The following is an 8,971-nucleotide window of genomic DNA, read 5'->3' as shown; positions in this document are numbered from 1 at the left end:
TGGTGCCGTGGAACCAGGACAAGATCGAAGTGGCGGTGCGCAAGGCGTTTCTCTCGATGAAGATGGAGTCCGACAGCGCCCCGCAGATCACGGGCCGTGTGAGTGAGCGTGCTCGTGGCCTGGGGATGACCTACATTCCCATTGAGACGGTGCAAGACCTCGTGCAGGAGGAGCTGGTGCTGGGCGGCTACATGAAAGTGGCCGAGGACTACATTCTCTACCGCGCCAAGCGCATGATGTTCCGCGCCTCCGAGGCTCCCAGTAACGCTCCCGACCCGCAGTTCGCCCTGATCCCCGTCACCGAGGACGATGGCACGAGCAACTTCTGGGACGGCGAGGACCTGCGAAAGCGCATCCAGTTCGCCTCTATTGGTCTGGATCTGTGCCTGAGCGCGGGCGAGATTGAGGCGGAGCTGCGCCGCTCCATTCGTGCCGATATCCGCCGCGAGGATCTTAATAAGACCATTGTGCTCAATGCCAAGATGCTCATGGAGCGCGATGCGGACTTCTCGTTCTTTGCGGGCCGGATTCTGCTGACCTATATCTACGAAGAGACCCTGACCTGGGACATTGTTCGCGATGGTATTGGTGGCTTGAAAGAGGCGCACAAGAAAGCCTTCAAGCAGTATCTGGATTACGGCGTGCAGATCGAGCGCCTCTCGCCCAGTATCCTGAGCTACGATATAGACCGTCTCGCTGCGGCGCTCGATCCGACCGCCGACCTCGACTTCGACTATCTGGGCCTCCAGACGCTCTACGACCGCTACCTCATCACCGACAAGACCGGCAAGCGCCCGCGCAGGCTAGAAGCGCCGCAGTTCTTCTGGCTACGCGTCGCGATGGGCCTGTTCTACGCCGATGCCGAGAATAAAGAACAACACGCACTAGAACTCTATACAATGTACAAGAGCCGACGATTCTGCTCTTCTACGCCCACTTTATTTAATTCAGGCACGCTTCACAGCCAGTTAAGCTCCTGTTATCTCTATAAAGTGGATGATAGCATCGAATCCATCATGATTCGTGGGATTGCGGAGAACGCATTCCTTTCTAAATGGGCTGGCGGACTTGGTGGTTCATGGACAGCCGTTCGCGGAACAGGAAGTCACATTAAAGGAACCAATGGAGAGTCCCAAGGAGTCATTCCTTTCCTTAAAATGCACAATGATCAGCTTGTAGCTGTCAATCAGGGCGGAAAGAGGGCAGGTTCTGGCTGTGCCTACCTTGAAGTTTGGCATAACGATATCTTTGATTTCCTAGAGCTGCGTAAAAACACCGGGGATGAGCGTCGCCGCACCCATGACATGAACACCGCCAACTGGATTCCGGACTTGTTCATGAAGCGCATGGAAGCGCGCGAGATGTGGACGCTGTTACGTAGCTCCGATACCCCCGATCTGCACGATCTCTTTGGCTCGGCGTTTGAGAAGCGCTATATCGAGTACGAGAAGCTGGTGGACGAGGGCAAGCTGAGTGGCAAGAAAGTGGAGGCCATCGAGCTCTGGAAGCAGATGCTCAAGCTCATCTTCGAGACCGGCCACCCGTGGATCACGTTCAAGGACCCGTGCAACGTCCGCTCGCCCCAAGATCATGTGGGAGTTATACATAGCAGTAACTTATGCACCGAGATTACCCTCAATACTGGCCCCGAAGAGACCGCTGTTTGCAATCTTGGCTCAGTGATTCTGGATAACCACCTCACTGCAAATGGTGAAATTGATCATATCAAGCTAAAAGAAACGATTCAGATTGCAGTTCGTGCGCTAGACAATGTGATTGATATCAACTACTATCCCACCAAGCCTGCAGAGACTGCAAATCTGCGCCATCGTCCCGTTGGAATGGGCGTGATGGGCCTTCAGTACGCGCTCTACAAGAAAGACATCCCGTTTGCTTCTCAACAGGCCATCGAGTTCAATGATGAGTTTATGGAGGCAGTCGCTTACTACGCCTACGAGGCATCGAGCGATCTGGCGGCGGAGCGCGGCGCGTACTCTAGCTTCAAGGGGAGCAAGTGGGATCGGGGGATACTTCCCCACGACACCATCGAGCTGCTGGAGAAAGAGCGCGGGGTGGAGATTAAAGTGGCGCGGGGTGGCAAGCTGGACTGGGCCGCACTCCGAACCAAGATCCAGACGCAGGGCATGCGCAACTCCAACGTGCTGGCTATCGCCCCGACAGCAACTATCGCCAATATTATGGGCACGTCACCCTGTATCGAGCCGATGTACAAGAACCTCTTTGTGAAGTCGAATCTCTCGGGCGACTTCGTGGTGCTCAACTCCTTCTTAGTGCGTGATCTCAAGGCTGCCAGCCTCTGGAACCAGGAGATCGTGGACCAGATCAAGTACTTCGATGGCGACCTGCACAACATTGACGAGATTCCGACCTGGATCAAGGAGAAGTATCTCACAGCCTTCCAGATTCCCTTCGAATTCCTGATTGACGCGGGTGCACGACGGCAGAAATGGATTGACCAGAGCCAGTCGCTGAACTTGTTTTTGGGCACCCCGGACATGAAGGCGCTCTCGCACATGTACCGCTACGCCTGGCACGCGGGTCTCAAGACGACCTACTATCTCCGTACACTGGGTGCCAGCAACATCGAGAAGGCTACCGTCTCTCTCAAGATGCGCGAGACCGGCTCCAACGCCGCCGTCGCGGAGGCCGCCGCCAAGAAGGTCTTTACGGAAGCCGAAGCACTCGCCTGCTCGATTGAGGCCATGCGCAACGGCGAAGAGTGCGAGGCGTGCCAGTAGTCCCGCAGACTGTTGTCCCGCCGGTTAGAGCGGCGGGACTGGAGAGCCTGCGGCTACAAAGGCCGTTCCGGCCATACTGAGCAAACTCGGGCTTATGGGCGGCACGCCCTTCGTAGCGCGAAGCGCTCTACAGCCACCCTGTTCTAATCGGGGTGGAGAATTAGGCTGGGGGATGGGTTCTTACCGTTGTGCCGACGGTCCCGAGGAGGAAGATGCCGCGACAGTGGGCAGGAGCTGAAACGTAAGCTCGACAGGGTAGAAGACACCGCCAAACGGGCTCGTGGTGAGCTGGAGCTCGCCCTTGGGGCCCACCGTGGCGTCGCAGAAAGTTCCGCGCTCGTAGGCTTCGCAGATCTCGGACATGATGAGGTCGCCGCCGAGCATGCCCACGATTCCGGCCTTGCCACCGCGCGGGATAAAGCCAATCCGCACCTTACGGCCCTCGGGCGCGGCGATCTTGAAGGAATAGATCATTCCGTAGGAGCCGTCGCGCAGGCGGGTTTTATTCGTGTCGCGCTCGGGGAGACCGATCCGGAAGCTCTGGCGGGCAAGCTCACCGCTTAGTGGAACCGCGATCTCACAGCGTGGGGAGTCCAGCACGAGAGTTCGCATCCGGGGTGCATCCCACTTGTCGTGCTTGTAGTAGATCCGCAGACGGATATTCTTATCCGCCTTGATCGTCATCATCCCGGAAGCGACTTGATGGTGGGATAGCTTGTAGGTAAAGCGCGCCACGCCTCTTGCCGCCACGATAGGCTTCTCGGGCGCACGCAGATAGCGCGCCATTGCCTGACGACCGACGCTGGGAGGGTCGCTCTCGGGATCGGCCAGCCCCTGCTTTGAGCTGAAGTTAAAAGACTCATCGGTGAGGCTCTTGAGCTGCACCACAAAATCGCCGGTGTCGTTGCTGGAGTTGCGGAAGTGATAGAAAACCGTGTAGCTCTGCCCCGCCAGAAGCCGCGCATCCGCGTAGGTACCTGCATCCCGAATCCGCTCCGGTTCGTTGCAGTAGATCAGCTTATCCTGAGCCTGCGCACCCACTGATAGAAACCAGCACGCCAGCACGCCCAACCACCACTTAGCTCGCATACTGCCCAGTATACCCCTAGTCATGAAGCGCAACCGACAACAAGCCCCAAGCTTAGACAGGCCAGCAGCAAAGAACGACACCCTACCATCTTGTAAACCTCCACCCTTCGGACAGTTAACTGCAAGAAAGAGGTTCCAACGCGCTTTTCGGCCAAAAACACGCACTTTTACGGGGTCAATCAGCTAGTGCCATCAAGAAACGTACCGTGTGTTCCGCACCGCGCAGCAGATCCGAGACACGAAGATTTTCATTAGGGGCATGCACCCGTGCGCCGGGATAGCCACAGCCGATAGTCGCAATCGGCTGACGCAGGCCGACGGTAAAGGGATGCACGGGGCCCGTCACAGGGGAGAGAGGGACAATGCTGGGCGCGATCCCGTATGTCTCCTGCGCGGTCTGTGCCGCGAGCTGGACCAGGGGATGCTCCGGCGAGACGCGCCCCGGCCTCTGCCCCCCTAGATAGACGACCTCAATGTCCGTGAACCCCTGCGCATCCAGGTGCGCACGCAGGCTCTGATGCACCGTCTCCGGATCCATGTCCGGCACCAGGCGGAAGTCCAGCTTAGCGGTGGCCTCGGCGGGGAGCACGGTCTTGACTCCCGCGCCCTGGTAGCCACTGGCAAGCCCGTTGATCGTGCAGCTTGGCTCGAAGCTCGCGCGGCGGTGCAGCTCCGCTCCAGTGGCCTCCCCCAGAAACCCTGAGATTCCAAACGCCGCTTTGAGTTCCTCCTCGATCTGCGGGGAGAGTTTTTCGAGAAGAGCCAGATCGGTGGCGGTGGCGGGGAGCACTTCGTCGTAGTGGCCAGGCAGGAGAATACGCTCGTTTTGGTCTTTCAGGCTGGCCAGTGCATGGACAAGCCGCCACGCCGCATTCGGGAGGATCGTGCCCCCGACACCGCTATGGGCATCGTGGGTGATTGTCTTTGCCCGCAGCTCGAACGTGGCGATCCCGCGTAGGCCGCAGATCAGCTCGGGCTCGCCCGCGGCATTGATCCCCCCAAACTCCCAGAGGGTCACATCAGCGGCGAGTAGCGCACTGTGGCGCTCAATCCAGTCGGCCAGATGCACACTTGCCACCTCTTCCTCCCCCTCAACCAACACTTTCACATTGACGGGCAACGCGCCGCCGTGAAGCGCCCGCAGCGCATCCAGTGCCAGCAAACGGCAGGCGATATGGCCTTTATCGTCGGAGCTACCTCGGGCAAAGAGAAAATCCCCCTCACGCCGCAGCACCCACGGGTCGCTCTCCCAGAGTTCGAGAGGCTCGGCGGGCTGGACATCGTAGTGGTTGTAGAAGAGAGCCGTGGGTGCATCCACTCCGGCGCTGCGATCTTCCGCATAGACCACGGGCGGCCCGCCGTCGGTGGGGACGAGCTGCGCATCGAGGCCGCGCTTTCGGTAGAGCTGTGCCACTTTCTCGGCGCAGAGAGGCATGGGGGAGTCGGGTTTGGCGGCTACGGAGGGAATGGCGACGAGCTCAGCGAGCTCAGCGAGGACGGTGGGAAGGGCAGCATGGAGGGCTTGTTGCAGCTCAAGTGCGGGAGGTGTCATGCCCCGATTCTACCGTGTGGGGACGCAAGGGTGCTCGCTGCGCCTCAACTAGCCGTCGCAGGAGGTGTGATGCCATCTCTTCCGAGACTTCATCCGTATTTGGTGCACAGAGTAAGAGGCTCAGCAAGGCATCCGCCTCGTCCTGACTCAGTCGAAGCGCCACCTGGCACAGATTTTCTGGTTTATCGTTCTGCATGTCCCCAACCTTTGTCGAATGAGACGTGCAATATGTTCGGTTGGTATACACGTCTGTGCGATATTCCACACTAAAACGGGGCGGGGTATACTTTATTCATGGCACAGGTGAGATTAACGACGCCGGTGGATGAGGCGAGCATCCGGCAGCTCAGAGCGGGCGATGAGGTTCTGATCTCGGGGCGGCTCTTCACGGGCCGCGATGCGGTTCATCAGTATCTGGCAAGTGGCGGTGCGCTCCCCAGCGGCGTGGACTTAAGCGGCGGGATTATCTACCACTGCGGCCCGGTCGTCGTGGAGGGCGAGGAAAACGGCAAGAAGACCTACCGGATCACTGCCGCTGGCCCAACGACCTCCATTCGTGAGGAACCCTACCAGGCGGACTTAATCGCCAAGTTTGGCCTGCGCGGCGTGATCGGCAAGGGCGGTATGGGCCTCAAGACTCTGGGAGCGTGTGAAAGCCACGGCGCGGTGTATTTGCACGCCGTCGGCGGCGCGGCCCAGGTGTATGCCGCGTGTATTTTAGGCGTCGAGGCTGTCTACTTCAAAGACGAGTTCGGCTCCCCCGAGGCCATCTGGGTGCTCCAAGTCAAAGACTTCCCCTGCATCGTCACCATGGACTCCCACGGCGGCTCTCTGCACGAGGAAGTCCAAGCCAGCTCGCTAGACAAGCTCAAAGCTGCGCTGGGATAACCGTGCAACAGCAACAGAAACGACCCGCTTTCCATTGGCGACTCAGTGCCGGAGAGTGGGTCATTTTGCTTTTCAACGTACTTCTGTCAGGCTACACAACCACTATCCTCTTTGGCGGCAATACTAGTGGAAATATCTTGGCAGATGGTATGAATGTTGTTTCTCTCGGTTCCCTCGCTCTAGGTTCAGGATTTACGATCCTCTTACTCCTTCTGCGTCAGCCTCGAAGTGCTACTTGGACACAGTGGCTTGCCGCGCTGGGCGCGGCTCTTTACGGTGGGCATATGCTCTGGTACTGGCAGCCCCGAGAAAATCCTTTCACCGCCTTTTACCTCTATCCTGCGATATCAGCCCTCATTACCATGCTCGTTCTCCTCACATCAGGCTGGTTTCTGCGGAAGATCGAATCCCACTAGCCGCACGGGGATTGCGTGGACGGTGAACGTCCCGCTATGGGGCGCGGCGCGCCGCCTCCTCGTTCCTCGTCGGTAAAAACTTGAGCGAAGCGAACGGCGGAACACCCCATAGCCCGGAGGTTTACCGTCCGGGCTCGTTGATCGCGTGTTTGCCTAATCCCAGATGGGGCGACCGTTGCGTACCCACTTGGTGAGCTCACTCAGGCGGTTTTGTTCTTCGGGCTTGAGGCGGTAGCCCGCCGCGCCGAGGCTGTCTTTGAGCTGCTCGGGGTTGTTGGCTCCAATGATCGGGGCCGTGACGACAGGGTTGGTGAGTAGCCACGCGAGCGCGGTCTGGGCGACCGTCTTGCCGTTCTCCTGCCCGATCTGCTCCAGCGCCTCGATCACGGCCCAGCCGCGCTCATTGCCGTAGCGGCCCAGTGCGCCGTCGGCGCGGACGCTGGCGGGTTTGTCCGACCCGGCGCGGTACTTGCCGGTCAAGAAGCCACCCGCGAGCGGGGAGTAGGGAATCACGCCGAGGCCGTGGTGCTTACACAGCGGCATCGCCTCGTACTCAAAGAGCTGGCGATCCATTAAGTTATACTCGGGCTGGTAGCTGTCAAAACGAGCAAAGTTGCGCTTATCCGAGTGCCAGAGCGCCTCCATCAAGCGCCACGCCGGGAAGTTGCTCGCCCCGATGTAGCGGACTTTCCCCTGCTCGACAAGGGTCTGCATCGCCGCGAGCGTCTCCTCGATGGGCGTATTAAGGTCCACCCAGTGGCACTGATAGAGATCCAGGTAGTCAGTCTGGAGGCGACGTAGGCTATCCTCACAGCACTGGATCACGCGCTTTCGTGAGAGCCCCTCACCGTTGGGACCGGGGGCCATGCGACCGCGCACCTTGCTCGCCAGAATCACTTTCTCGCGGTTGCCACGCGCCGCAAACCAGCGCCCCATGTACTCTTCCGTCTTACCGCCGTAGCTCGCATCGCCCGCCCAAGTGGTGTAGATGTCGGCGGTGTCTAGAAACGTCCCCCCAGCTTCCACATAGGCATCCATGACCGCATGCGATGTCGGCTCATCGGCAGTCCACCCGAACTGCATCGTCCCCAAACAGAGCTCCGAGACAAGAAGGCCCGTGCGGCCCAGTTTTCGATATTCCATGGCGAGAGTGTACCCAGCCTTGCGGGTAAAATGCCTCCATGCGAGTTCATGTCCAGTGGCAGGTAGCCACGCCCGCCGATCCCCGAGGCTACACGCTGGCTTTCCTGCCCGCCTCCACGCCGACACCGCCCCACCTTGACGATCCGGCGGAGCCGAACCTCCCCGGTGTCTTTGCGCTGGGCTTCGATACCCACAACGAGAACCGCCCCCAGCGCGAGGTCTCGCTCCACCGCGATGGGCGCGAGCTCGCCAACCGCCTCTCGCCCCGCCCCCTGACAGAGCTTCTGGCGCTCACCGTGGACGAAGTTGTGGGGGGCGTCGAAGTCACACTGACAGCCGGAGGAGAAGCCCTCTACGAGCGCTATTTTGTTCCCGAAGTCTCGCTGGCTCTGGTGCAGCCCGTGCTGATCGGCGCGGGAGCCCGCTCCGGCCTGACCGTCCGTCGCCAAGGGACGTCCCGCTGGCTCAGTAGTCCCCGTCGCGTGAGCGCCTTCTCCCACGCTCTCAACGATGCCCAGCACCATAAAATCCAGAGCAGCGTTCCCTTCCCAGAGTCCGTGGCAGGGATTGGGCGGGTGGTCTGCACGCTTACCCTGGAAAACACGCCCAAGGGAATTGACCCGTGGGACCGGCTGGCACAGCTCTTCCTCACCGACGAAACCGGGGAGCGCTACGAGATCCTTCGCTGGATCACGCCGTACCACAAAGCCTGGCAGTGGAAAGTGGATCTCACGGACTTCCTACCACTGCTGCGCGGAAAAAAGCAGCTTGAAATCGCCTGTGAGACCTACTCCGAGGGCTGGCTGGTCTCGGTTGACTTCGACTTCTACCCAGGCTCGATGAGCCGTGAGCCCTACAAAGTCATCAAGCTCTGGAACGGTGTGGCAAAGATCGGGCTCACCGACGCGCCTATTGAGAAGTTTCTCGTGCCACAGAGTGTTCCCACGGACCGCGAGACCGTCGGCGCCGCGTTTTACTCCCTCGTCACCGGCCACGGCGGCTCGCCCAATGCCCTCAACGCAGGAGAGTTTCATCCGCTCTGGCGCAAGCTCCACTGCGATGGTCGGGTCTTTACCAATCGGCTCTGGAAAGAGGACGTCTACCTTAATCCCTGTCGCCCACAA

General features: G+C 59.7%; 8 protein-coding genes. 4 read left to right on the top strand and 4 right to left on the bottom strand.

Annotated elements, in window-relative coordinates:
* A partial coding sequence (locus ACH2EH_RS20850) for a ribonucleoside-diphosphate reductase subunit alpha (RefSeq protein ID WP_395144737.1) occupies positions 1-2,759 on the top strand: 2,759 nt, incomplete at its 5' end.
* A gap of 180 nt (positions 2,760-2,939) precedes the next feature.
* On the opposite strand, the gene ACH2EH_RS20845 is transcribed toward ACH2EH_RS20850, so the two are convergent.
* The 3 genes from ACH2EH_RS20845 to ACH2EH_RS20835 all read right to left on the bottom strand — a co-directional run bounded on the left by ACH2EH_RS20845 (position 2,940) and on the right by ACH2EH_RS20835 (position 5,596).
* Positions 2,940-3,848: a hypothetical protein gene (locus tag ACH2EH_RS20845; RefSeq protein WP_395144736.1), complete on the bottom strand. Its 909-nt coding sequence runs from the start codon at positions 3,846-3,848 to the stop codon at positions 2,940-2,942.
* Between the two features lie 175 nt (positions 3,849-4,023).
* On the bottom strand, positions 4,024-5,400 hold the full coding sequence (locus ACH2EH_RS20840) for a M20/M25/M40 family metallo-hydrolase (RefSeq protein ID WP_395144734.1): 1,377 nt from the start codon (positions 5,398-5,400) through the stop codon (positions 4,024-4,026).
* Entirely contained in the window at positions 5,381-5,596 is a 216-nt protein-coding gene (locus ACH2EH_RS20835; RefSeq protein ID WP_395144732.1) for a hypothetical protein, read from the bottom strand. Before ACH2EH_RS20835 ends, ACH2EH_RS20840 begins: the two co-directional genes overlap by 20 nt.
* 98 nt (positions 5,597-5,694) lie before the next feature.
* On the opposite strand from ACH2EH_RS20835, the gene ACH2EH_RS20830 reads away from it, so the two are divergent.
* Together ACH2EH_RS20830 and ACH2EH_RS20825 are read left to right on the top strand one after the other, a co-directional pair.
* Positions 5,695-6,288: a FumA C-terminus/TtdB family hydratase beta subunit gene (locus ACH2EH_RS20830; protein WP_395144731.1), complete on the top strand. Its 594-nt coding sequence runs from the start codon at positions 5,695-5,697 to the stop codon at positions 6,286-6,288.
* Positions 6,289-6,290: 2 nt separating this feature from the next.
* Positions 6,291-6,704, top strand: coding sequence for a hypothetical protein (locus ACH2EH_RS20825; RefSeq protein ID WP_395144729.1), 414 nt, complete (start codon positions 6,291-6,293; stop codon positions 6,702-6,704).
* A gap of 153 nt (positions 6,705-6,857) precedes the next feature.
* Here ACH2EH_RS20825 and ACH2EH_RS20820 read toward each other — a convergent pair whose 3' ends face one another.
* Positions 6,858-7,847, bottom strand: coding sequence for an aldo/keto reductase (locus ACH2EH_RS20820; protein ID WP_395144727.1), 990 nt, complete (start codon positions 7,845-7,847; stop codon positions 6,858-6,860).
* Positions 7,848-7,885: 38 nt separating this feature from the next.
* Between ACH2EH_RS20820 and ACH2EH_RS20815 the strand changes: the two genes are divergently transcribed.
* Positions 7,886-8,971 (top strand): hypothetical protein (locus tag ACH2EH_RS20815; RefSeq protein ID WP_395144726.1); only part of this gene is annotated, 1,086 nt, incomplete at its 3' end.

The organism is Armatimonas sp. (assembly GCF_043760365.1).
Taxonomy (GTDB): domain Bacteria; phylum Armatimonadota; class Armatimonadia; order Armatimonadales; family Armatimonadaceae; genus Armatimonas.
The sequence above is the reverse complement of the archived record's forward strand: the minus strand, read 5'-3'. Positions and strand labels throughout refer to the sequence as shown.